Source organism: Mycobacterium sp. 663a-19 (assembly GCF_035616495.1).
Lineage (GTDB): Bacteria > Actinomycetota > Actinomycetes > Mycobacteriales > Mycobacteriaceae > Mycobacterium.
This window is the reverse complement of sequence record NZ_JAPJAV010000018.1, coordinates 1-23,628: the sequence shown is the minus strand read 5'-3', so window position 1 is coordinate 23,628 and position 23,628 is coordinate 1. Positions and strand designations below refer to the sequence as shown.

The following is a 23,628-nucleotide window of genomic DNA, read 5'->3' as shown; positions in this document are numbered from 1 at the left end:
CTACACCAACCCTCCGACAAGGGCTAAAGCCCAGGTCAGCTACACCCAGTAGGGCACCCGGGCGCGGTATTGCCGCATCGCGAAGGCCGCCAGCAGCCAGCCGACGGCGGTCAGCACCAGCACCACCACCCAGTGCCGCAGCTCCTGATGGGAGCCCAGCAACGGCGAACGAACGATGTCCAGATAGTGCAGCAGCGGGTTGAGTTCGACGATGCTCGCCCAGCGGCCGGCGCCCTGCTGCCGCAACGTGTCGTCGTTCCAGATGATCGGCGTCATGAAGAACAGCAACTGCACGATGGAGAACAGCAGCGGACCGATGTCGCGGTAGCGGGTCGCCAGGATGCCGAAGCACAGGGCCACCCAGATGGCGTTGACCACGATCAGCCCCAGCGCCGGGAGCACCGACAGGTCGGCCCACGACCACGGCTTGGGGTAGATGATCGCGACGACGACATAGATGACGATGTTGTGCGCGAACAGGATGATCTGCCGCCACACCAGCCGGTAGACGTGCACGCTCAACGGCGTCGGCAGCTGTTTGATCAGGCCCTCGTTGGCGACGAAGACGTCGGCGCCCTCCAGGATTGCGGCGTTGATCAGGTTCCAGATGATCAACCCGAGCGTGACGTAGGGCAGGTGCACGGCGAGGTCGAGGTGAAACAGCTTGGAATACAGCCCACCCATCGCGACGGCGGTGGTGCCGGTCGCGATCGTGATCCAGAACGGTCCCAGCACCGAGCGGCGGTAGCGCTGCTTGATGTCCTGCCAACCCAGGTGCAGCCACAGCTCGTGACGGCGAAACCCGTCGACCAGGTCGGCCCGGGCGCGGCTGAACGTCCGGGACTGAGCCGCGGCGTCGAGGAAACTCATCGGGACCCTCCCGGCTTGCCGAATCGCTCGCGACGCCCCAAGCGGCGCAACCGAACCCATTCCAGCAGACCTTTGGGGTCGCGGCGGCTCACCAGGAAGAACCAGCCGAACCGGAGCCACTCCTGGGCCAGCAGCCTGCGCAGGCCGGGCTGCGACAGCAGGTAGCCGCGGTTGCGGTAGGTGAAGAACCGCTTGGCGGGGTCGTCGGGATACTGCGTGTGCATCCGGCCGCCCAGGATCGGCCGGAACTCCTCGGACCCACACGGGTGCAGGTATACGGCCTCCAGGCAGGTTCCGAACGGCAAGCCGGACCGCACCAGCCGGCGGTGCAGCTCCACCTCGTCGCCGCGGATGAACAGCCGCAGGTCCGGGACGCCGATCGCTTCCAGGGTGGACGCCCTAAACAGTGCCCCGTTGAACAGCGACGCGATGCCGGGCAGCAGGTCCTGCCCCGCCTCGGTGCGCAATTCGCTTGTGTACCTGCGCCATACCAGGCCGCGCCGCAACGGGAAGGCCAGCCGCCGCGGGTCGTCGGCGTTGCACACCATCGGCGACACCTCAGCCAGGCCGTGCTTCGCAGCGCACAAAAGCAGGGTGGCCAGCACGCGGGAGTCCTGCGGGCGCCCGTCGTCGTCGGCCAGCCACACCCAGTCGGCGCCCTGCGCCAGCGCATTCAACATGCCGAGCGCGAAACCGCCTGCGCCGCCAAGGTTTCGGCGCGAACCCAGATACGTCGACGAAATCGGTTGGGCGGCAACCAAATCACGGACCCGGCCGTTCGGGCAGGAACCGTCGTTGTCGACCACGATGAGGTGATCGGGCAACCGGGTCTGCGTGCTCAGCGCGTCGAGCGACTTGGCCAGTTCGTCGGGCCGCCGGTGGGTCACCACCACCGCGAAGACGTTCTCGCTCATTGCTGCCCGGTGGTCTCGGCCAGCACCTCGCGAACGTGGCGCGCCGCGTCCTCGCCCTCGTAGGCGCGCACCACCTCCTCGATGCCGCCCGTCTGCCGGATGACCCCGTGATCGATCCACATCGCGGTCTTGCACAGTCGCGCCAGGAATTCACTGGAATGGCTGGCGAACACCAGGATTCCGGAACGCTCCACCAGGCCCTGCAGCCGCGACTGGGCCTTCTTCAGGAAGTCGGCGTCGATGGCGCCGATGCCCTCGTCGAGCAGCAGGATCTCCGGGTCGATGCTGGTGACCACGCCCATCGCCAGCCGCACCCGCATCCCGGTGGAATACGTGCGCAGCGGCATCGACAGGTAATCGCCGAGTTCGGTGAACTCGGCGATCTCGTCCACCTTGCTCAGCATGTACTTTCGGGTCTGCCCGAGGAACAGGCCGCGGATGATGATGTTCTCGTAGCCGGAGATCTCGGGGTCCATGCCGACGCCGAGGTCGAACACCGGCGCCACCCGTCCGGTGACCCGCGCCCACCCGCGGGTCGGTTCGTAGATGCCCGAAAGTAGGCGCAGCAGAGTCGATTTCCCCGCCCCGTTGTGACCTACCAGGCCGACCCGGTCGCCCAGCTCGAGCGACATGGTGATGTCCCGCAACGCCTCGACGACGACGACGTTGGAGTTGTTGCGCCCGATGGTGCCGCCCGCCTTGCCCAGGAACGCCTTCTTCAGGGACCGCGACTTGGCGTCGAAGATGGGGAATTCCACCCACGCGCTCTGCGTCTCGATGCGAGGACCCGAACCCGCCACCGTCGGCTACTTACGTCTGCCTACAGGTACTGCCCGTGTCCGGACCCGCCCTGGCCGGAGCGGTGGATGCCCGGCGGCAGCGCTCCCTGGCGCATCTGCTCCAGCTGCGCGCGGGCGGCCATCTGCTGGGCGAACAGCGCGGTCTGGATGCCGTGGAACAGCCCCTCCAGCCAGCCGACCAGTTGTGCTTGGGCGATGCGCAATTCGGCGTCCGACGGCGTGGCGCTCTCGTTGAACGGAAGCGTGAGCCGGTCGAGTTCCTCGCGCAGTTCGGGCGCCAGGCCGTCTTCGAGCTCGCGGATGCTGGTGGCGTGGATCTCGCGCAGCCGGTTGCGGCTGGCCTCGTCGAGCGGTGCCGCGCGCACCTCCTCGAGCAGTTGCTTGATCATGGTGCCGATCCGCATCACCTTGGCCGGCTGCTCGACCAGGTCGGTCAGGGAGCGCCCGTCGGAGTCTTCGTCGTCGTCCGCCCCCTCGTGCATCGCCATGATCCGCGGGTCGACGCCGCCGATGATCTCGACGCCGTCGTCGTCCCGGCCGTCGTTGCCGTTAGTCAATCCGTCACCATCCTCTTGTCACGTCTAAGGGTGGGGCGTCGCTGCGGTGTTTCCGCGCCATTCGTAGATTTTGGCCCCACCGTTGTCGTAGATCAGCGCCCACGACTTCGATTTCTCCAGTGACACTAGTCCGTCCGGTGTGGCGAACCCTCTCACGTTGGGCGTGCTAGTCAGTATGTACCTGATATTGAGCGCCTTGATCGCCTCGACCACCTTGGGATCGGACTCGCCCTTGGCCGCCGAAGTCCAGAAGATGTAGCGGTAATAGCCCGGGCCGGTCTGCTGCGGAAAGTCGTAGTGGGTCCACAGCGGATGCAGGTCGGCGACGGCATACATCCACGCGGTGCCGTCGACGTTGGAGTCGCCGATCACCGTGTCGCGCGCATCGGGCTGCTTGGCCAGATACGCCATCGCCATGAGGTCGCGCTGGTCGATTATCACCGAGTCGTACTTGTCGCCGAACAGGACCAGGTGCCGGTAGAAGTAGTGCCGCGCGATCAGCACGGTGGCCACCGCCAGCAGCACCGCCGTCGTCGACACCCAGAAGGCCGCGGGCAGCCGCCTGAACCGCTCGGTCACCCGCCGCGCGCTGGCGACCGCCAGCATGACCGCCGCGAACAGGGTGATCGCCGCCATCGGCGTCACCAGCATCGTCACCACCGCCGTGAGCCGGCGCGGGTCGTTGTAGAAGAACTGGCTGAACGCCTCGATGGCCGCGCCGGCCGCGTTGTGAAACGGCGCCCCGGAGTAGATGGTCGCCACGGTCAGCACCAGCCAGACGACCGCCGGCCACCAGATTCGCTTGTACAGCAAGATCGCCAGGCCGAGATAGCTGAGCACGACCAGGCCGTATTGGGTGGGGAAGTCGTTGAGGTGACGGGTGTGCAGGAGCAACGCGTCGACGACACCCTGCTTGGCGCTCTTGAAGCTGGGGAAGGCGTGCCCGGCGATGATGTCGGCCTGCCGGAGCACCCCGATGAACTGCGGCGCCAGGATCGCCGCGGTCGGGACGGCCACCGCGGCCAGGGTCAGCACGTCGGCGAGCCGGCCGCGCACCGGATGCCACCACGCGTCCAGCGCCCACCAGGCCAGCAGGAACAGGATGACGATGAACCCGCCGGTCAGATGCACCGACAGCACACCCACCAGGGCCAGCACCGCCGTCGGGATGCGGTCGCGATGCCGCAGCGTCGAGGTGATCAGGACGAACGTCGGGATCGCGACGCCGTAGGCCGCCAGGTTGGGCATGGCGGCGACGCCGAACTCGACGTAGGGCACCGAGGTGAACGACGCCGACAGCGCGGCCGCGGTGGCCGAGGCGCCCGCCGTGCGCCACTGCGTGGTGCGCGGCCGCAGCAGATGCCAGGTGAGCATGGCCGCGCTGGTCGGGAACAGCCAGACCGAGGCCGCCACCGAGCTCAGCGTGTAGCCGGTGGTCGGGGCCGCTCCGGTCAGCTGGCAGAACACCGCGGTCAGGGCGTGGAACACCGACGGGTAATACAGCGCCTGGTGCGTCTCGACGTTGCGTAGCTCGCCCATGTGGGTGGACGACGCCTGGCCGGTGTCGAGCATGTAGCGCACCTCGTTGGCGTGCCAGACCGCGTCCCAAGTGCTGGGGATGGTCTGCCAATGCGCGGCCAGGCCGCGATGCGCCGCCCACATGATCAGCAGCGCCCCCAGCAGCACGCCGGCCGCCACCGTCAACGCCGGCCACCCTCCGATGCCGCGCGCCTCCGACGCGGTGTCGCGGTAGCGGGCGAGCACCAGCTGCAAACCCGTCATCACCAGGCACACGGCAACCAGCGCGGCGAGCGCAGTCCAACCGTTCCAAGGGATTCCGAGCGCGCCGAAGGGAATTATCGCCAGCGCCACCACGCCGTATGTCAGCGCCGGGCCAACGGCCATGGCCACCGGCCAAGTTAGCTGAGTGATGCGTGCGACGATCGTCCCGGGCGTGATCAGCAGGAACAGCGCGAGCAGCGTTCCGATCCAGAGCCCCACTCGACTAGTATGGCTGCCCGGGTGACCTGGCTCGCCAAGCCTCTGTTCGGCTGGAACGCCTACGGGGCACCCGCTACCGTCACAATTTCGCGGAAATGCGGAAGCTCTAAGGTGGCTGGCATGGCTTACGACGTCGCCCGGGTGCGCGGACTACATCCGTCGCTGGGTGACGGATGGGTGCACTTCGACGCGCCGGCGGGAATGCTGATTCCCGATTCCGTCGCGACGACGGTTTCGACGGCCTTTCGCCGGTCCGCCGCCAGCACCGTGGGCGCGCACCCGTCGGCGCGGCGCAGCGCGGCGGTGCTGGACGCGGCGCGCGCCGCGGTGGCCGACCTGCTCAACGCCGACCCGGCGGGCGTGGTGCTGGGCGCCGATCGCGCGGTCCTGTTGTCGTCGCTGGCCGAGGCGTCGTCGTCGCGGGCCGGCCTGGGGTACGAGGTGATCGTCAGCCGCCTCGACGACGAGGCGAACATCGCGCCGTGGCTGCGGGCGGCGCACCGGTACGGCGCCAAGGTGAAGTGGGCCGAGGTCGACATCGAGACCGGGGAGCTGCCGACGTGGCAGTGGGAGAGCCTGATCGGCAAGTCGACCCGGCTGGTCGCCGTCACCTCCGCGTCGGGGACGCTCGGCACGGTCACCGATCTGCGGGCGATGACCAAGCTGGTGCACGACGTCGGCGGGGTGGTGGTGGTCGACCATTCCGCCGCCGCGCCCTACCGGCTGCTCGACATCAGGGAAACCGAGGCCGACGTGGTGGCGGTGAACGCCGTCGGGTGGGGCGGCCCTCCGGTCGGGGCGATCGTGTTCCGCGACCCGGCGCTGATCAACGCGTTCGGCTCGGTCTCGACGGACCCGCACGCGACGGGCCCCGCGCGGCTCGAGGTCGGCGCCCACCAGTTCGGCCTGCTGGGCGGTGTGGTCGCCAGCATCGAGTACCTCGCGGCGCTCGACGAGTCCGCCCGCGGCACCCGGCGCGAACGCCTGTCGCTGTCGATGCAGTCCGCGACCGCCTACCTGAACCGCGTCTTCGACTACCTGATGGTCTCGCTGCGGTCGCTGCCGCTGATGATGCTGATCGGCCGCCCGGAGGCGCGGATACCGGTGGTCAGCTTCGCGCTGAACGGCGTGCCCGCGGAGCGGGTGGTGCAGCGCCTGGCGGACAACGGAGTTCTCGCGGTGTGCAACGAGAATTCGCGCGTGCTCGAGGCGTTGGGCGCCAACGAGGTCGGCGGCGCCGTGACCGTCGGGCTCGCGCATTACTCGACGATGGCCGAGGTCGACCAGTTGGTGCGGGCCCTGGCGTCGCTGGGCTGAGTCCGGCCTTAACCCGTCAGACCGTCAGCACGATCTTGCCGTGCACGTCGCCCGACACCAGCCTCTTGTGCGCCTCGCCCGCCTCCTGGATGGGCATGCGCGCGCCGATGATCGGGCGTACCCGCCCGTCGGCGATCATCGGCCACACCGATTCCGTCACCGCCGCGACGATCTCGCTCTTGCTGTTCGGTCCGCTCACCGGCCGGCCGCGCAGCGTGGTGCCGATGACCCGCGCCCGCTTGGCCAGCAGCTTGCCGAGGTTGAGCTCGCCCTTCACCCCGCCCTGCATGCCGATGATCACCAGCTGGCCGTCGGTGGCCAGGGCGTCGAGATTGCGGTCCAGGTAGGAGGCGCCCATGATGTCGAAGATCACGTCGGCGCCGTCGGTCTCCTCGCGCAGCCGCGCCACGAAGTCCTCGTCGCGGTAGTTGATGGTGATCTCGGCGCCCAGGTCCCGGCAGATGTCCAGCTTCGCGGCCGAACCGGCCGTCACCGCGACGCGGGCGCCCAGCGCCCGCGCGATCTGGATCGCGTGCGTGCCGATGCCGCTGGCCCCGCCGTGCATCAGCAGCAGCTGGCCCTCGCGCAGGTGCGCGGTCAGCACCAGGTTGGACCACACCGTGCACGCCACCTCGGGCAGCCCGGCGGCGTCGACGAGGTCGACGCCGGAAGGTATCGGCAGCAGCTGGCCCACCGGAACGGCGACGTATTCGGCATACCCACCGCCGGCCAGCAGGGCGCAAACCTGTTGTCCGACAGACCATTTCGCGTCGGAGCCGCCGTCATCCCCGATTTCGGAGATCACGCCGGACACCTCCATGCCGATGATCTCGCTGGCGCCCGGCGGCGGCGGATACTTACCGGCGGCCTGCAGCACGTCGGCGCGGTTGACGCCGGCCGCGGCGACCTTGACCAACACCTCTCCGGGGCCGGCGGAGGCGTCGGGCACCTCCTGCCAGAGGAGTTTGTCGGCGGCTTCGGCGACGATTGCGCGCATGCGGCCACGCTACTAGGGCCCCGTTACCCTTATCAGCGGTGGCGTGGCAGAGCGGCCTAATGCACTCGCCTTGAAAGCGAGAGACGGCTAACACCGTCCGGGGGTTCAAATCCCTCCGCCACCGCCCCGTCGCCGCAGTTCAGCGCGCGGTTTGGCGGCTAACCGGTCGGGATCTCGGCGGCGATGGTGTTCATCAGCGCGGTGTAACGGCCGACTTCGGGATCCCGGCCCGGCTTGCCGCTGCTGATCACGCCGGCGGCCAGGGCGCGCTGCGGGTCGGCCCAGATCGCGATGTTGGCCAGTCCGAGGTTTCCGAACGCGGCCGGTGCGTTGCGGCCGAAGGGCCCAAACCTGTTGGTGCCCAGCATGAATCCGGTTCCCCACCGCGCCGGGTGCAGCCCGACCGCGAAATCGGGCCGCAGCCGCCGGCACTCCTGCACCGCGGCGTACATCCGTTCCGGGCTGATGATCCGCACGCCGTCGAGCTCACCGCCGCGACGCCAGATCTCGGCGAACCGCGACAGCTCGTTCGCGGTCGAGACGGTGTTGGACGACGGGACCACGGTGGACAGGAACGCCGGGGTGTTGGTGTAGGGGATGATCTCGTGCACGGTGCCGCCGATCGCCCTGCGAAAGATCGCCGCGACCACCGGCGGCAGTGGCTTGCCGGTGGCGTGGCTGGGCGCGACCAGCGGGATGTCCTGCTTGGTGACGCCGAAGTTGGTCCACCGGAAGCCCAGCGGGTCGAGGATCTCGGAGGCCAGGACGTCGCGGATGTCCTTTCCGGTGGCGGCGTAGACGATCTCGCGCATCAGCGGGCCCCAGGTCAGCGCGTGATAGATGTGCACCAGCCCCGGCCGGTACAGCGGCCGCAGCTTGCCGAGCTGCTCCTGCGCATACTCGTGGTCGTCGGCGCGCTTGAGGTCCGGCTTGGGGCCGGTGGGGAACGGGACGCCCGCGCTGTGGGTCAACACGTGGCGGATCGTGGTGCGGTGCTTGCCGTGGCTGGTGTAGCTGGGGATGTACTCGCACACCCGGTCGTCGAGCGAGAAGTACCCCTGCTCGACGAGCATGTGCACCACCGTCGCGGTGATGCCCTTGGCCGCCGAGTACACGCAGAACGGCGTGTCCGTGGTGACGGCGATCTTCTCGGCGTCGGGCGGGTCGGTGGGGGCGTTGCCCCAGCCGTGGCCGATCGCCCGGTTGAGCACGACGCGGCCGCGGTGCCGGATGCACAACTGGATCGCGGGGTGCAAGCCGGCCGAGTACCAGTGCCGGGCGGCCTGCCAGATCCGTTCCACGGCGGCGGCGCCGACGTCGGAGTGGTCCTCGTCGCCGATCGTTGTCACGGCGCCCAGGTCGGCCGGCACGCGGATTCTGCCGTCGGGCGTCACCGCGGCTACTCCCCGGTGAACTGCGGCGCGCGCTTGGCGAACGTCGCCGAGATGCCTTCGGTCAGGTCCTTCGACGGCAGGAAGGCCGCGTTCCAGGCGGCGACGTAGCGCAGGCTCTCCGAAACCGCCGCGACGCGCTGCTGGTCGAGGACGTCCTTAATGCCGTGCACGGTCAGCGGCGGGTTGGCGGCGATCTCGGCGGCGGTGGCGTGCGCGGCCGCCAGCGTGGCCTCGGCGTCGGAGTACACGTCGTTGACCAGGCCGATCTTCTCGGCGCGGGCCGCGTCGATGTCCTTGCCGGTCAGCGCGAGTTCGCGCAGATGCCCGTCGTTCAGGATCAGCGGCAGCCGGGCGAGGCTGCCGACGTCGGCGACGATGGCCAGTTTGACCTCCCGGACCGAGAACTTGGCGTCGGCGCTGGCGTAGCGGATGTCCACCGCGGAGATCAGGTCGACGCCGCCGCCGATGCACCAGCCGTGCACCGACGCGATGGTGGGGGTGCGGCAGTCGGCGATCGCGGTGATCGCGTTCTGCATGCGCCTGATCTCGGCGTGGAAGTCCGCGCGCGGGCGGGCGAGCGCGCCGTCGGCCAGCAGCGGGGTGAACGATCCGCCCATCGCCGGCACGTCCAGGCCGTAGCTGAAGTTCTTGCCGGAGCCGGTGATGACGATCGCGCGCACGTCGCGGTCGGCGTCCAGCGCCGCGAACACCTCCGGCATCTCGGACCAGAACGCGGGCCCCATGGCGTTGCCCTTGCCCGGCCCGATCAGCGTCACCTGCGCCACCCGGTCCTTGGTCTCGACGGTGACGGATTCGTATGTTTCGCCCATATCGAGACCGTAGCCTGGCGAACATGCCCAGCGATTTGCGACCCGGCCCGTATTCGGTGCCCACCGACGAGCTGCACGCCGCCGAGGACACGCTCGGGGTCCTGCAGCGGGTCCTGCACACCATCGCCGCCGACGACCTGTCGCGGCCGATCGGCCCGCTAGCCCAAGACTTTCGCCGAAAGTGAACCCATTGCGAAATCCGGCACCCGTTTTCGCAACGGCTTCACTCTCGGCGAGGTGGCTACACCCGCTCTAGGTAGAAGTAGTAGTAGCGGCCGTTATCCAGCACGTCCTTGCCGTTCATGATGCCCATCACGGCGTCGTCGTCGATCTTCTTGAAGTGGTCGTGCACCGGCCGGCCGTCGTAGACCATCGTCGCGGTGACCTCGCCGCGGAATTCCTCCATCCACAGGCTGGCCTCGCCGTTCATCCGCTCCATGTTCGAGTACTTGTTGCCGTCGGCGTCCAGGCAGACCAGCGGTTGCGCATCGGTGGCGGATTTGAAGGTCTTGCCGAACCAATTGATATTCGCGAGCGCGCCGTTGGCCCGGTGACCGGTGAGGAACTCGCCGCCCTTCCAATCGCCGATCATGCCGTCGATGGTCGTGGGCGCAAGGGTCGCCCAGAAATCGTCGAGCTCGGCATCGGCGATCCGGTCGCGTTCCTTGAACTCGTCGAACATCTTGCGGGCCAAGGTCATTGCTCACTCCTCCGGTTCGGGTTGGGCGATCCATTCGCGGGCAAACCGCAGCAGGGCATCGTTCTCGTCGGGGGCCCCGATGGTGACCCGGACGCCGTCCGTACCGTACGGGCGGACCACGATGCGCGCGTCGGCGGCCTGCTTGACGAAGTCCAGGGTGCGGGGCCCCAGCGGCAGCCAGACGAAGTTGGCCTGCGTCGGTGGCAGCGCGAAGCCGGCGTCGCGCAACGCCGCGGCGACCCGCGCGCGCTCGGCGACCAGCGCATCGGTGCGGGCCAGCAGCTCGTCGGCGGCGTCCAGCGCAGCGACGGCGGCGGCCTGCGCGAGGCTGGACACGGTGAACGGCACGTAGACCTTGTCGAGCGCGGTGATCAGGTCGGGATGCCCGACCGCGTAGCCGATGCGCAAACCCGCCAGCCCGTATGCCTTCGAAAAGGTCCGCAGCACAACGACATTGCCGTGGGCCCGCACCAAATCCAGGCTGTTCGGCGCCATGCCGTCGCGGATGTATTCGACGTACGCCTCGTCGATGGCGATCAGGATGTGCGACGGGACCGCCTGGATGAAGCGGGTCAGCGCGCCCGGGTCGACGACGGTGGACGTCGGGTTGTTCGGGTTGCACACGAAGATCAACCGGGTGCGTTCGGTGACCGCGGCGAGCATGGCGTAGAGGTCGAAGGTGTGGTCGCTCAACGGCACCTGGATGGCGGTCGCGCCGGAGACCTGGACCAGCGGTGGGTACAGCTCGAAGCTGCGCCAGCCGTAGACGACCTCGTCGCCCGCCGAGGCGGTGATCTGAACGAGTTGCTGGCACAGGCTGACCGAGCCGCAGCCGACGGCGACGTGTTCGGGTGCGAAATCCGAACCCAGGTGCGCGGCCAGCGCCGCCTTGAGCTGCACGCAGCCGTTGTCCGGGTAGCGGTTGACGATGTCGGTGGCCCGCTCGATGGCGGCGCGCACGCTGGGCAGCGGGCCGAAGACGGTTTCGTTGCTGGCCAGTTTGATGGCGCCCGGCACCGTCTTGCCGGGAACATAAACTGGCAGCCCCGCCAGCTCAGGCCGTAGGCGGGCAGTCACTTCGACAGCATATGTCGGCGCTGTGTACGCTATGCCTCCGGCGGTTCCGGGACGCCGGGAAGTGTTCGGGTACCCTCAAGAGTCCAATGGAGGCGTGCCAGAGCGGCCGAATGGGGCTCACTGCTAATGAGTTGTCCCCCTTCAAGGGGACCGGAGGTTCAAATCCTCTCGCCTCCGCTGAGTGGTTTTGGCGAGACAACTGAAGACAGGCGCCCGTAGCTCAACGGATAGAGCATCTGACTACGGATCAGAAGGTTGGGGGTTCGAATCCCTTCGGGCGCGCTCGCGGTGCTACACGGCCGACGTGCGCCACATCCCTTGCGCCGCGCCGTCATACGTGCTCGGTGATCCAGTCCGTGGTGAAGCGCTGTATTACGGACATTTGTTGGACCAGTAGGCGGCCCATCAGAGCCTCGATCTTGCCGCCGACCAACGGAACGTTGAACTCCAGCGTCGCGGTGCACGTCATGCGCGAGCCGTTGCGCGCAGGTGCCAGCAACGCCGTCCCGAACCCGGATCCCGGCGCTCCGTGCGTCACGACGCTGACCTCACCGCGAACCAACCCGCCGCCGATCGGGCTCCACGTTTCCTCTTGCACGACTCGCCAACGCCGCGGGAAGAACTTGGCGACCAGGTTCGGCAGACCTTCGGGGCGCAGCTCCTGGACGATGACCACGGCTACGGAGCCGTCGGTGCCAACCGTCAACGAGTCCAGCCTGCCGAAGCCGCCGAAGGCCGCCAGCCGCGCATGCCAGTAATCCTCCTCGGAGTGCGCCCAAAGGATTTGTTCGACGGTGCTCGAAGCCTCGAGACAGAAGTCGACCGACCGCGGCATGGCAGCCACGCTATCGCCCCCGGCGCAGGCAAGCATCGCTTCTCGGAGCAGCGAGGCGACCAGATCCCTTACGCTATGTCAGGCCGCTTCCTGCGCCATCGCCATGCGGTGAGGAGGACGTCGTGACGGATTCTGGACCACCACATGGGCGGGCCGAGCCGATCGGTGGTGACGGCAAGGTGGACTTCACCGGTGTCCGCTGGGGCTCGGTGGAGTGGACGATGCTGTGCATGCTTTACCTCCGGGCGTGCGAGAGCCGATTGGCCCAACCCATTCTGGGCGATCATCTCGCCGCAGAGGATGTCGCGCGCATCGATTACGACTTTGACCGCATCCATCGCGCTGTGCGGCCGGCGATCAATCAGTTCGGGGTGGCGTTGCGCGGGGCGCAGTTCGATGCCTTGATCACCGATTTTCTGAACGGCCATCCCGACGCCGTCGTGCTGCATCTGGGATGCGGGTTGCACAGTCGCGCAGTGCGCCTCGCGTTGCGGGACGGCGTGCGGTGGTTCGACGTCGACCTGCCTCAAGTCATCGCGTTGCGCCGCCAGCTGTATTCCGAGTCCGAAACCTATCGGATGGTCGGGTCTTCGGTGACCGATCCCGGGTGGATCGATGAGCTGCCCGCGGGCGGTCCCGTTCTGATCGTCGCCGAGGGCTTGCTGATGTACCTGACGCCTGCGGACATCACCGAATTGCTCCACCGGTTGCTCGACCGATTCGATAGCGGTGAGTTGCTGGCCGACCTGCTGTCGAGATGGGCTCCGCGGCTGTCACGGATCTTTACGTCCGGCATCTCCAAGTGGGGCACCCGCGACGGCGGCGAAATCACGCGCTGGGATCCGCGCCTGCGCCTGCTCCAAAGCAGCTCCGTCATCGCCGGGTTCGACAGGATCCCGTCGGCCGCACCGCGTTTGCTGTACCGCATGCAATACGCCATGCCGGCGACTCGCAACTACGACCGCCTCTTCCGGTACGCCTTTTGAGCCGTAGCGGCCCCGCCGCTGGTTCAAGACCCGGGCTGATCGGCGCTTTCGGCTGAGGCTCGGACGTCCCGGCGGCGGCCCGGTCATCTGCTCATCCGATGCCGGCCGGCATCACGTCACCCGCTGTTCATCGTTGCGGAGCTTTTTTGCCCAAGGGTGGCGCTCACCCTTGCGCCTGCAGTAGCGTTTCGAATTATTGTAGTCGTGTCTACTAGGTGGACCGGAGAGCCGGTGAGCATCCATCCGTTCGACGATGGCGTCACCAGCATCCTTGTCTTGGTCGAGGACAAGGAGCAGTACAACTTGTGGCCGGACTTTGCCAGCGGCGTGACCCTGGACCACATCGAACACATCTGGACCGGTATACGGCCGAAGAGCCCGGGGGAGGGCTGGCCGCCGGGGGGTTTTGTGGAAAAACCGCCTGGATTGGGGTCCGAGTATGGGGTTGGGTGACGGGTCACTTCCGCTGACGCGGCGACAGCTGGACATTTGGCTTGACCAGCAAACGAGTCGCTCCGGCGCAGAGTGGCAGCTTGGCCTCTTCGTGAGGATCGGGGGCCCCGTCGAGCCGGAATTGCTCGAACAGGCGATCAGGATGGCGCTGCACGAGGCCGAACCATGCAGGGCCGCATTCTTCGAGGCGAATGGCCGGCTTTCCCAGCGGGCGATCGACGCCTCGGCCATCGAACTGGCCCGCTACGACCTGACCGCCTTTGACGATGCCGTGCAGGAAGCCCGAAAGATCGCGTCATCGATGCAGCGGACCCCGATGTCGTTCACCGACCTGCTGTGGAAATTCGCCCTATTCCGAACGCGGCCGGACGAATACTACTGGTTCACCTGCTGCCACCACATAGTCATAGACGGCCTGAGCATTGGCTTGCTGGGCCGTCGCATTGCAGCCATCTACTCCGCAATGGTTTCCGGCACACCGATTTCCCCCGCCTTTTTCGGTTCGCTGCAGGACCTGCTCAGCGCCGAGTTGGAATACGAAGCGTCGGCCCAGTATCTGGAAGATCGGGCCTATTGGAGCAAGAACCTACCGACGAAAGACGAAACGAATTCGTGGCTGCCCCGCACCGCAGGAGAGGATGATTCGCACTGGCCTTCCCCGCCGGTCCAATTCGACCCGGCGGTCGTCAGCCGCATCAAAGGGTTGGCCAAAGCGTTAGGCATCCGCCGATCATCGGTGATCACCGCGGCGTGCGCACTCTTGGTGCGCGGCTTCAGTTTTGACGGTTCCGAGGTGGTGCTCAACTTCCCGGTCAGCAGGCGCGTCGCTCCGGAGCTGAAGACACTTCCCGGGATGATTGCCGGATTCGTGCCGCTGGTGCTGCGGGCGTCACCGGAATCCGAAATTGGCGATTTTTGCCGGCAAGTTGACATACGAATACGAGAAGCGTTGCAACACCAGCGTTTTCCGGTGCACATCCTTGAGGGGGGCAGTAGCCTGCTAGCCGCGACGCAGGCGGCAAATCGGGTAGTCGTCAATTTCGTCCCGTCCAGCATTACCCTGAGCCTGGCCGGCGTTCCGGCTACTGCCACATTTACCTCTTTTGGCCCGGTGGGCCACTATGGGCTGTTCTTCGTGGGGGCGGGTGATCAACAATCCCTATGCACGGCGGGTACCGGGCAGCCATTCTCGAGCTTTGCGCCCGCGGACTTAGCGGGGCGGTTGCAGCGGGTGTTGGTGGCCATGGCTGCCGACCCGGCGCGGCGGTTGTCGTCGGTGGATGTGCTCGACGACGGCGAGCACCTGCGCCTGGATGAGTGGAGCAATCGGAGAGCGCTTACGCGGGCGACGACGACGGCGTCGATTCCGGAGTTGTTCGCCGCGCAGGTGGCCCGCGCGCCGCGGGCGGTTGCGGTGAGTTTCCAGGGCGCCTCGATGACATATTGCGAGTTGGATGAGGCCGCCAACCGGTTGGCGCACTTGCTGGCCGAACAAGGCGCGGGCCCGGGAGAGTTTGTGGCACTGCTGTTTTCGCGTTCGGCCGAGGCGATCGTCGCGATCTTGGCGGTGCTCAAATCCGGAGCGGCTTACCTGCCGATCGACCCCGCGGTGCCGACGGCGCGGTTGCAGTTCATCATCGCCGACGCGACGCCGATCGCCGTCCTCACCACAGCCGGGCTGGTCGAGCGGTTGGGCGGGTGCGACCTCGCCGTCATCGATGTCCACGACCCCGCCATCGAGGCCCATCCCGGCACCGCTCCGCCGGGCCCGGCGCCCGAGGACATCGCATACATCATCTACACCTCGGGCACAACCGGCGTTCCCAAAGGTGTGGCGGTCACCCACCACAACGTCACCCAACTGTTGGGCCCACCGGATACCCACCTGCCGGGACAGGCTTGGGCACAGTGTCATTCCTTGGCCTTCGACGCCTCGGTCGAAGAGATCTTCGGCGCGCTGCTGCACGGTGGCCGACTGGTGGTGGTGCCCGAGACGGACGACATGCAAGCCTCGCTGGCCGCCGCCCGGGTCAGCGTGTTGAGCCAAACCCCGTCCGCGGTGGGGATGCTCTCGCCGGAGGGGTTGGATTCGATGGCGCTGTTGGTGGCCGGTGAGGCCTGTCCAGCCGATCTGGTGGACCGGTGGGCGCACGGGCGGGTGATGGTCAACGGCTACGGCCCGACGGAAACGACGGTGTGCGCGTGTAGGAGTGCTCCACTGGCACCGGGGTCGGGGGCGCCGCCGATCGGCTTGCCGGTCCCGGGGGCGGCCCTGTTCGTATTGGACGCTTGCTTACGTCCGGTGCCGGCGGGCGTGGTCGGGGAGCTGTATGTGGCCGGCCAGGGAGTCGCGGTCGGGTATGTGCGTCGGCCCGGCTTGACCGGGTCGCGGTTTGTGGCGTGCCCCTTCGGGGAGCACGGCGCGCGCATGTATCGCACCGGCGATCTCGTGTGCTGGCGCGCCGACGGGCAACTGGAGTACGTGGGCCGCGCCGATGAGCAGGTCAACATCCACGGGTATCGCATCGAACTCGGCGACGTTCGGGCGGCACTGGCCGGGCTGGACGGAATCGAGCAGGCGGTGGTGGTCGCCCGCGAGGACCGTCCCGGCGATAGGCGTCTGGTGGGCTATTTCACGGGGACCGCCGATCCGGCCGAGGCGCGGGCCCAGTTGGTTGATCGATTGCCGCGCTACATGGTTCCGGCCGCGGTGGTGGCGCTGGCGGCGCTGCCGTTGACGGTCAACGGCAAGCTCGACACTCGGTCTCTGCCGGCGCCGGACTACAGCGCTGTCGATCGCTATCGCGCCCCGGCCGGCGCGGTTGAGGAGATCCTGGCCGGCATCTATGCCCACGTGCTGGGCCTGGATCGGGTGGGGGCCGACAGCTCTTTCTTTGATCTGGGCGGGGATTCGGTGTCGGCCATGCGCGTGGTGGCCGCCATCAAGTCGGGCCTCGGTGCCGATGTATCGGTGCGCGCCGTGTTCGATGCGCCCACGGTCGCCCAGCTGGCGACCTGTCTCACCAGCGGCCATGGGGGTGAAAGGGACCCGTTGGTGGCCGGGCAGCGGCCGACGGTGGTGCCGTTGTCGTTCGCTCAGGGCCGGTTGTGGTTCCTTGACCAGCTGCAGGGTCCCGCACCGGTTTACAACATGGCGGCGGCGTTTCAAGTCAGCGGCTGGCTGGATGTCGAGGCGCTGGGCGCTGCGTTCGACGATGTCATCGCCCGCCACGAATCGCTGCGGACCCTATACCCCGACGTCGACGGTGTGCCGTTTCAGCGGGTGCTGCCGGCGCGGCCGGGAATGTGGCGGCGCGGGGACGCGGCGGTGGTGTCGTTGCCCGAGCGGGAGGTAGTCGGCGAGCTGGAGGCGCTGGCGGGACACCGGTTTGAGCTATCCACCGAAGTCCCGATGCGGGTCCAGATCTATTCGGTGCGACGCGAGCAGCATGTGGTCGGAATCGTGGTGCACCACATCGCTTTTGATGGGTGGTCACTGGCTCCGATGGTCCGGGATCTCGGCGAGGCGTATCGGGCGCGGCAGCAGGGCCGAGCCCCGGGTTGGGCCGAATTGCCGGTGCAGTATGCCGATTACACGTTGTGGCAGCGCAGGCAGTTCGGCGATCTCGACAACATCGCCGGTCCCATCGCCGCGCAGCTGGCCTATTGGCAGGATGCCCTGGCGGGGCTGCCCGAGCGCCTGCAGCTGCCGACGGATCGGCCGTATCCGCCGGTGGCCGATCAACGTGGGGCCACGGTGGTGGTGGAGTGGCCGGCCGAGTTGCAGCGGTGGGTGCGCGAGGTGGCTCGTGCGCATCAGGCGACGAGTTTCATGGTGGTTCAGTCCGCGCTGGCGGTGCTGTTGTCGCGGCTGAGCGCGAGTTCCGATGTGGCGGTGGGTTTTCCGATTGCCGGGCGCAATGATCCCGCGCTCGATGAGGTGGTGGGGTTTTTCGTCAACACCTCGGTGTTGCGGATCGACCTGACGGGTGACCCCACCATCGCCGAGCTGCTGGGCCGGGTGCGGACGCGTAGCCTGGCCGCCTTTGACAATCAGGACGTGCCCTTCGAGGTGTTGGTGGAGCGGCTCAACCCCGCCCGCTCCCTGACGCATCATCCGTTGGTTCAGGTGATGTTGGCGTGGCAGAACCTGCCCGGGAATGCCGATGGTCCCGCTACCGAGCTGGCGCTGGGGGACGCGCAGGTGACCCAGGTGCCGGTGGATACCCGTTCCGCCCGCATGGATTTGGCGTTTTCGCTGCGGGAGCGTTTCACCGAAACTGGTGAGCCGGCCGGCATCGGCGGGTGGGTGGAGTTTCGCACCGACGTGTTCGACACCGCCAGCATCGAGGCGTTGACCCAGCGGTTGCAGCGGGTGGTCGAGGCCATGACCACCGACCCGACACGGCGGTTGTCGTCGATCGATGTGCTGGACGCCTCCGAGCGCGCACGGTTGGGCGCGATGGGCAACGCGGCGGTGTTGGCCCGCCCGGCGGTCTCGGCGGTGTCGGTTCCGGAGGTTGTCGCCGGCCATGCGGCGCGTACGCCCCAGGCGGTGGCGATCCGCTGCCAGGGCCGGTCGGTGACGTACCGGGAGCTTGACGAGGCGTCGAACCGGTTGGCGCACCTGCTGATTGACAAGGAGGTGGGACCGGGGCAGTCCGTTGCGCTGCTGTTCAACCGGTGCGCGGAGGCGATTGTGACGATGCTGGCCGTGCTCAAGACGGGGGCGGCCTACCTGCCGATCGATCCGGGGCTGCCGCACGAGCGGATTGGGTTCATGCTGGCCGACGCCGCACCGGTCGCGATGGTAACCACTTCGGGTCTGCGCCGACGGCTGGCGGGGTTCGACTTGCCGGTCATTGCCGTCGACGACCCCAGCGTCGACACGCAGCCCCGCACCGCGTTACCGGCACCGGATCCCGACGAGATCGCGTACCTCATCTACACCTCGGGCACTACCGGTGTCCCGAAGGGAGTGGCCGTCACTCACCGCAATCTGATCCACCTGGCGCAGTCCACGCCGGCAGATCTGCCGGTGCCGCGGGTGTGGACGCAGTGCCATTCGTACGGTTTCGACTTTTCCGTGTGGGAGATCTGGGCCGCACTCCTCGGTGGCGGGCGGCTGGTCGTCGTGCCCGAATCGGTGGCCGCCTCGCCGCCGGACTTTCACGCGATGCTGGTCGGCGAACACGTCACCGTGTTGACCCAGACCCCTTCGGCGGTGACTGCGCTGTCACCCGAAGGGTTGGAGTCGGTCTCCCTACTGCTCGGTGGTGAAACGTGCCCCGCGGAGGTGGTGGATCGGTGGGCGCCCGGGCGGGTGGTGATCAACGCCTACGGCCCGACCGAGGCCACCGTGTATGCGTCGATGAGCGCCCCGCTCACCCCGGGGGCAAGTGCGGTGCCGATCGGCGCCCCGGTGCCGACCGCGACGGTGTTCGTGCTGGACGAGTGGTTGCATTTGGTGCCGGCCGGGGTGGTCGGGGAGTTGTATGTGGCCGGTCGTGGCGTGGGCGTTGGCTACGTGCACCGTTGCGGGTTGACGGCGTCGCGGTTCGTGGCGTGCCCGTTCGGCGGGGCGGGGACGCGCATGTATCGCACCGGGGACCTGGTGTGCTGGGGTGCCGACGGGCAACTGCAATACCACGGCCGCGCCGACGAGCAGGTCAAGATCCGCGGGTATCGCATCGAGCTCGGCGAAATCCAAAGCGCCCTAGCCGAACTCGACGGGGTGCGGCAGGCGGTGGTGCTCGCCCGCGAGGACCGTCCCGGCGACAGGCGGCTGGTGGGTTACATCACCGGAGCCGCCGACCCGGCTATAACCCGCGTCGAGTTGGGCGAGCGGCTCCCGGGCTACATGGTCCCGGCCGCGATCGTGGTGCTCGACGCGTTGCCGCTGACGGTCAACGGCAAGCTGGATACTCGCGCGCTGCCGGCGCCCGAATACCTGGACACCGATCACTACCGCGCCCCGACCGGCGCGGTCGAGGAGGTCCTGGCCGGCATCTACGCCGAAGTCCTCGGCGTCGAGCGCGTGGGGGTCGATGACTCGTTCTTCGACCTGGGCGGCGACAGCATCTTGTCGATGCAAGTCGTGGCCCGGGCGCGGGCGGCGGGCCTGACGTTGCGGCCACGCGACATTTTCGTCGAGCAGAGCGTCGCCCGGTTGGCTCAGGTCGCGGCGGTCACCGGCGCTCCGACCGGCGACATCGACGAGGGCGTGGGCCCGGTGATCCCCACCCCGATCATGCACTGGCTGCACACGGTCGACGGCCCGGTCGACCAGTTCAACCAGGCCGCGGTGATCCAGGCGCCGCCTGGAGTCACCCGGGCCGACGTTCTCGTCGTGCTGCAGGCCCTGCTCGATCAACACGCGATGCTGCGGCTGCGCGCCAGGGACGGCGGGCCCGAAGGATGGTCGCTCCACGTGCCCGAACCGGGGTCGGTCGATGCCGCGGCGTGTCTGCACACCGTCGATGTGTTGTCCGACGAGGCGCTAGTCCGGGCGCGGTCGCGGCTGGACCCGGCGGCTGAGGTGATGGTCAGCGCGTTGTGGGTCAGCTCCACCAGCGAGTTGGTGGTGATCGTTCACCACCTGGTGATCGATGCGGTGTCGTGGCGAATCCTGTTGGAGGACTTCAACATCGCCTGGGCCCAGCATCACGCTGGCCAGCCGGTGGCGTTGCCGACGGGTGGCACGTCGTTCTCCCGGTGGGCCTCCCTGCTGGCCGATCATGCACACGCCCCTGAAGTTGTTGCCCAGGCGGACATTTGGCGGCAGGTGGCGGCGGTCCCGGCCGCACTGGCAGTGCCCGACCCCGAGCTCGACACCTATGCCAGCGCCGGCCACCTATCGGTATCGCTGGATGCCGCCACCACCCGGCTGCTGCTCGGTCAGGTGCCGGCGGCATTCCACGCCGGGATCCATGACATCTTGCTGATCGCGCTCGGCCTGGCGTGCGCGGAATTCCTCGGCATGCACGGAGCGCCGATCGGCATCGATGTGGAGGGCCACGGCCGCGCCGAGGACGTGGCCCCCGACGTGGACCTGTCGCGCACCGTGGGCTGGTTCACCACCAAATACCCCGTCGCGCTGAGCGTAGGCGATGCCGCACTCGGGGCGGTTGTCAAAGACATCAAGGAACAACTGCGCGCCCTGCCCGACGGTCTGACCTACGGTCTGCTGCGCTACCTCAACCCCGAGATCGGTTTGGCCGCATCCGATCCGGCGATCGGTTTCAACTACCTCGGGCGCCTCGGCGCGGCCTCGGCCGAAATGGCGACAGATCTGTGGCGGATCGACCCCGGCGGCATGTCGGTTACCGCGACGGCCGCGGCGGTGCCCATGCCGCTGGCGCACACCGTGGAGCTGACCGCCGCCGCCGTCGACACCGACACCGGCCCGCGGCTTGACGCCACCTGGACGTGGGCGTGCTCGGCACTCGACGACGCGGGGATCAGCCGGCTCAGCCGGCTGTGGTGTGACGCGCTGGCCGGCATCTGCGCCCACGTCCAACGTGGTGGCGGCGGGTTGACGCCGTCGGATATTGCTCCCGCCGGGCTGAGCCAACAGCAGATCGACGAGCTGGAGCGTCACCACCGCATCGCCGATATCCTGCCGCTGACTCCGCTGCAGCAGGGGCTGCTCTTCCATGCCCGCAGCACCGTCGATGGCGACCTGTACGCGATGCAGCTCGACCTCACCTTGACGGGTCCGCTAGACCCCGACCGCCTCCACCAAGCCGTGGACACCGTTGTCGCCCGCCACCCCAACCTCGCCGCGCAGTTCTGCGACGACTACGACGCGCCCGTGCAAATCATCCCCGCCGACCCCGACACTCCGTGGCAGTGGCTCGACCTCACCGACCACCAAGAGGCCGATGAACAAATCCAACACCTGTGCGCCGCCGAGCGCGCGGCGGTCTGCGACCTCACCGACCCGCCGGCCTTCCGAGCGGCTTTGATCCGCATCGCACCGGATCTGCATCGCTTTGTGCTGACCAATCACCACATCGTCCTCGACGGTTGGTCGCTGCCGATCCTCGCGCAAGAGATATTCGCCAGCTACTACGGGCGGCGGCTACCCGCCGCCGCCCCGTATCGCAGCTTGTTTACCTGGTTGGACAAACGAGACGTCGATGCCGCCCGCGCGGCCTGGGCCGAGGTGCTGGCCGGTTTTGATACCCCGACGCTGGTGGGCCCGCCCGGCCCGGCAGAGCCAAGTCCCAAGGGCTCTAGTTCATTTCGGGTGTCCACGGAGACCACGCGCCGCGTTGGCGAGCTGGCGCGCGCGCAGCACACCACCGTCAACGTCGTGCTGCAGGCGGCCTGGGCACAGGTGCTGATGTGGCTGACCGGCCACCACGATGTCGCGTTCGGCACCGCGGTCTCGGGTAGGCCGGCCGAGATGTCGGGCGCGGACACGATGGTGGGCTTGCTGATCAACACGGTGCCGGTGCGGGCCAGCGTCACCGCGGCGACCACCGTCGCCGACCTACTCGACCAGCTGCACGGCGCCAACAACCACACACTGGATCACCAGCACCTGGCGCTCACCGAAATCCACCGCGTCACCGGACACGAGCGATTGTTCGACACGCTGTTCGTCTACGAGAACTACCCGATCGACAGCGGCGCGCTGTTCGGCAACGAGGGGCTGGCCATCACCGAGATCAGCGGTCGAGAATCGACCCACTATCCCCTGGCGATGGTGGCCCGGCCGGACCGCGAATTGAGCCTTCGCGTCGAGTTCGACACCGGCATCTTCGATCCGGAGAGCATCGAGGTGCTCGTCGAGCGGTTGCAGCGGTTGTTGGCCGCGATGGCCGCCGACCCCGGACGGCGGCTTTCGTCTCTGGATGTGCTCGAGCTTGGTGAGCGCGCCCGCCTGGACGAGTGGGGCAACCGGGCGGTGTTGGCCCGGCCCGCGGTGCGGGTGTCGATTCCGGAGTTGTTCGCCGCGCAGGTGGCGCGCGCGCCGCGGGCGGTCGCGGTGAGTTTCCTGGGCGCCTCGATGACGTATCGCGAGTTGGATGAGGCCGCCAACCGGTTGGCGCACCTGCTGGCCGAACACGGTGCGGGCCCCGGACAATGTGTGGCACTGCTGTTTTCGCGGTCCGCCGAGGCGATCGTGGCGATTCTGGCGGTGCTCAAAACCGGGTCGGCCTATCTGCCGATCGACCCCGCGGTGCCGGCGGCGCGGATGAACTTCTTGCTTGCCGACGCCGCGCCGATCGCCGCGATCACCACCACGCGGCTGGCCCGGCGGCTGGATGGTTGCAACCTCCAGGTCATCAACGTCGACGATGCCGGGATCGACGATCAACCCAGCACCGCGTTGCCGACACCGGACCCAGACGATATCGCCCACATCATCTACACCTCTGGCACCACCGGCGTCCCCAAAGGCGTTGCGGTGACCCACCACAACGTCACCAGGCTGTTCGACTCACTGCGGGTCGGCATCGAGTTGGCGGAAGGGCAGGTGTGGGCGCAGTTCCATTCGTATGCCTTCGACTTTTCGGTGTGGGAGATCTGGGGCGCGCTGCTGCACGGCGGCCGACTGGTGGTGGTGCCCGAAGAGGTGGCCGCCTCGCCGGAGGACTTCCACGCCTTGCTGGTCGACGAACGCGTCAGCGTCCTAAGCCAAACCCCTGGCGCGCTTGCGGCGCTCTCCCCGCAGTGTTTGGAGTCTGTCGCTTTGATGGTGGCCGGTGAGGCCTGCCCGGCCGAGGTGGTGGATCGGTGGGCGCCGGGGCGGGTGATGATCAACGGCTACGGCCCCACCGAGACGACCGTCTACGCCACGATCAGTGCGCCGCTGACGGCGGGCTCAGGAATACCGCCGATCGGTTTGCCGGTTCCGGGTGCTGCGTTGTTCGTGTTGGACGGGTG

Annotated in this window: 15 protein-coding genes, 3 tRNA genes and 1 pseudogene; 8 read left to right on the top strand and 11 right to left on the bottom strand. The window is 67.9% G+C overall.

What is annotated here, in order from left to right; all coding sequences use genetic code 11:
* Positions 1 to 39: 39 nt before the first annotated feature.
* From OQ968_RS23545 to OQ968_RS23525, 5 genes are all read right to left on the bottom strand, one after another.
* Positions 40 to 870, bottom strand: coding sequence for an ABC transporter permease (locus OQ968_RS23545; RefSeq protein WP_324681938.1), 831 nt, complete (start codon positions 868 to 870; stop codon positions 40 to 42).
* Positions 867 to 1,784 carry a glycosyltransferase family 2 protein gene (locus OQ968_RS23540; RefSeq protein ID WP_324681936.1) on the bottom strand — a complete coding sequence of 306 codons (918 nt, stop codon included), beginning with the start codon at positions 1,782 to 1,784 and terminating at the stop codon, positions 867 to 869. The genes OQ968_RS23545 and OQ968_RS23540 overlap by 4 nt, the downstream gene beginning before the upstream one ends.
* A complete protein-coding gene (locus tag OQ968_RS23535) occupies positions 1,781 to 2,584 on the bottom strand; it encodes an ABC transporter ATP-binding protein (protein WP_324681934.1) in 804 nt (267 codons plus the stop codon). The genes OQ968_RS23540 and OQ968_RS23535 overlap by 4 nt, the downstream gene beginning before the upstream one ends.
* Positions 2,585 to 2,604: 20 nt before the next feature.
* Positions 2,605 to 3,072: a bacterial proteasome activator family protein gene (locus tag OQ968_RS23530; RefSeq protein WP_420715995.1), complete on the bottom strand. Its 468-nt coding sequence runs from the start codon at positions 3,070 to 3,072 to the stop codon at positions 2,605 to 2,607.
* A gap of 93 nt (positions 3,073 to 3,165) precedes the next feature.
* Positions 3,166 to 5,142 (bottom strand): DUF6541 family protein, encoded by a 1,977-nt coding sequence (locus OQ968_RS23525; RefSeq protein WP_324681931.1) that lies wholly within the window; start codon positions 5,140 to 5,142, stop codon positions 3,166 to 3,168.
* Positions 5,143 to 5,262: 120 nt separating this feature from the next.
* Between OQ968_RS23525 and OQ968_RS23520 the strand changes: the two genes are divergently transcribed.
* A complete protein-coding gene (locus OQ968_RS23520; protein ID WP_324681929.1) occupies positions 5,263 to 6,459 on the top strand; it encodes a cysteine desulfurase-like protein in 1,197 nt (398 codons plus the stop codon).
* A gap of 16 nt (positions 6,460 to 6,475) precedes the next feature.
* Here the strand turns inward: OQ968_RS23520 and OQ968_RS23515 are convergent, their stop codons facing one another.
* Positions 6,476 to 7,456: an NAD(P)H-quinone oxidoreductase gene (locus tag OQ968_RS23515; protein WP_324681927.1), complete on the bottom strand. Its 981-nt coding sequence runs from the start codon at positions 7,454 to 7,456 to the stop codon at positions 6,476 to 6,478.
* A gap of 37 nt (positions 7,457 to 7,493) precedes the next feature.
* Here OQ968_RS23515 and OQ968_RS23510 point away from each other — a divergent pair.
* A tRNA-Ser gene (locus OQ968_RS23510) sits at positions 7,494 to 7,580 on the top strand.
* A 34-nt stretch (positions 7,581 to 7,614) separates the two neighbouring features.
* On the opposite strand, the gene lipE is transcribed toward OQ968_RS23510, so the two are convergent.
* Both lipE and OQ968_RS23500 read right to left on the bottom strand, forming a co-directional pair.
* Positions 7,615 to 8,850, bottom strand: a complete 1,236-nt coding sequence (lipE, locus tag OQ968_RS23505) for a lipase LipE (RefSeq protein WP_324681926.1) — start codon at positions 8,848 to 8,850, stop codon at positions 7,615 to 7,617.
* Between the two features lie 5 nt (positions 8,851 to 8,855).
* Positions 8,856 to 9,680 carry a crotonase/enoyl-CoA hydratase family protein gene (locus OQ968_RS23500; RefSeq protein ID WP_324681925.1) on the bottom strand — a complete coding sequence of 275 codons (825 nt, stop codon included), beginning with the start codon at positions 9,678 to 9,680 and terminating at the stop codon, positions 8,856 to 8,858.
* A gap of 23 nt (positions 9,681 to 9,703) precedes the next feature.
* Here OQ968_RS23500 and OQ968_RS23495 point away from each other — a divergent pair.
* Positions 9,704 to 9,829 (top strand): annotated as a pseudogene (locus tag OQ968_RS23495) (TIGR03086 family protein); the annotation flags it as partial.
* Positions 9,830 to 9,921: 92 nt separating this feature from the next.
* Here OQ968_RS23495 and OQ968_RS23490 read toward each other — a convergent pair.
* Both OQ968_RS23490 and OQ968_RS23485 read right to left on the bottom strand, forming a co-directional pair.
* Complete coding sequence (locus OQ968_RS23490) at positions 9,922 to 10,380, bottom strand: DUF4334 domain-containing protein (RefSeq protein ID WP_324681924.1); 459 nt, start codon at positions 10,378 to 10,380, stop codon at positions 9,922 to 9,924.
* A gap of 3 nt (positions 10,381 to 10,383) precedes the next feature.
* Complete coding sequence (locus tag OQ968_RS23485; protein WP_324681923.1) at positions 10,384 to 11,457, bottom strand: pyridoxal phosphate-dependent aminotransferase; 1,074 nt, start codon at positions 11,455 to 11,457, stop codon at positions 10,384 to 10,386.
* Positions 11,458 to 11,545: 88 nt separating this feature from the next.
* Here OQ968_RS23485 and OQ968_RS23480 point away from each other — a divergent pair.
* Positions 11,546 to 11,634, top strand: a tRNA-Ser gene (locus OQ968_RS23480).
* 32 nt (positions 11,635 to 11,666) lie between these two features.
* Positions 11,667 to 11,739 (top strand) — tRNA-Arg (locus OQ968_RS23475).
* A 49-nt stretch (positions 11,740 to 11,788) separates the two neighbouring features.
* Here OQ968_RS23475 and OQ968_RS23470 read toward each other — a convergent pair.
* The gene (locus OQ968_RS23470) at positions 11,789 to 12,292 is read right to left on the bottom strand and encodes a DUF2505 domain-containing protein (RefSeq protein ID WP_324681922.1); all 504 of its coding nucleotides are present in this window, start codon (positions 12,290 to 12,292) and stop codon (positions 11,789 to 11,791) included.
* Between the two features lie 221 nt (positions 12,293 to 12,513).
* Here OQ968_RS23470 and OQ968_RS23465 point away from each other — a divergent pair, with 221 nt between their 5' ends.
* The 3 genes from OQ968_RS23465 to OQ968_RS23455 form a co-directional block, all read left to right on the top strand.
* Complete coding sequence (locus OQ968_RS23465) at positions 12,514 to 13,278, top strand: class I SAM-dependent methyltransferase (RefSeq protein ID WP_324681977.1); 765 nt, start codon at positions 12,514 to 12,516, stop codon at positions 13,276 to 13,278.
* A gap of 231 nt (positions 13,279 to 13,509) precedes the next feature.
* The gene (locus tag OQ968_RS23460) at positions 13,510 to 13,731 is read left to right on the top strand and encodes an MbtH family protein (protein WP_324681920.1); all 222 of its coding nucleotides are present in this window, start codon (positions 13,510 to 13,512) and stop codon (positions 13,729 to 13,731) included.
* The coding region (locus OQ968_RS23455; RefSeq protein ID WP_324681918.1) for a non-ribosomal peptide synthetase at positions 13,718 to 23,628 on the top strand (9,911 nt) is incomplete at its 3' end. The genes OQ968_RS23460 and OQ968_RS23455, both read left to right, overlap by 14 nt.